This window comes from Caballeronia arationis, assembly GCF_001544975.2.
Taxonomy (GTDB): domain Bacteria; phylum Pseudomonadota; class Gammaproteobacteria; order Burkholderiales; family Burkholderiaceae; genus Caballeronia; species Caballeronia arationis.
Genome location: NZ_FCOG02000497.1, coordinates 1 through 994 on the forward strand (window position 1 = coordinate 1; position 994 = coordinate 994).

Annotated in this window: 1 protein-coding gene; it reads left to right on the top strand. The window is 57.7% G+C overall.

Annotation, left to right across the window (positions count from 1 at the left end; all coding sequences use genetic code 11):
• A partial coding sequence (locus AWB81_RS43455) for a PAS domain-containing protein (protein ID WP_144444411.1) occupies positions 1-994 on the top strand: 994 nt, incomplete at both ends.

Sequence of the window (994 nt, forward strand, 5' to 3'; positions counted from 1 at the left end):
CAGCGTCCGAGGAGCTCGAAACCAGCAAGGAAGAACTGCAGTCGGTCAACGAAGAGATCCTGACGGTCAATGGTGCGTTGCAGGCGAAGGTAGAAGAGACCGCGAAGGCCAACGATGACCTTCAAAACTTGATCGCCTCCACTGGCATCTCGACCATCTTTGTCGACCGTTCGATGCGCATCAAACGCTATACGCCCGCTGCCGTGGGGCTGTTCAACTTAATCGCGACGGATATCGGCCGCCCCTTGCTCGATTTGACGCATCGCCTGGATTATCCGGAGCTCGCCGCTGATGCACGAAGCGCCTTCGAAGACTTGAAGTTAGCGGAGCGGGAAGTCAGCACTTTGGACGGCAATTGGTTCCTTGCGCGCGTGCTGCCATACCGAACCGTGGACGACCGCATCGACGGTGCCGTGCTCACGCTGATCGACATCACCCAAAGACGCCGGGCCGAGGCAGCGGCCCGATCGAGCGAAGATCGTCTGAAGCTCGCTGCGTTGACCACCGACGACTACGCAATCATTGTGCAAGACCCGGACGGCACGATCCTCAGTTGGAACCGAGGAGCGCACCGCATGTTTGGCTTTGAAGAACAAGAGGTCGTGGGCAAGCCGATCGATCTTATATTCGTCCCGGAAGACCGGCCGAGCGCACCGCTCGCCGAACGCGAAACAGCCAAGAAGGAAGGTCGTGCCGAGGACGAGCGCTGGCATCTCAGAAAGGACGGGAGAAAGATCTATTGCAGCGGTGTCGTGACGTCGATCGACACGGCAGACTTTAAGGGTCTCGCGAAAATAGCGCGCGATTTAACCGACCGCAAGAGCGTGGAAAGCCAGCAGCAACTGCAGTTGGCGCTCGAGCGGGCCATTCGTACTCAAGCGGAAACGGTGAACCGCCAAAAAGATGAATTTTTTGCGGTACTGTCGCACGAGCTAAAGAATCCGCTTAATCTAATTCACGTCAAGGCCGAGTTGCTGAGCCGCTCACCCGAGGT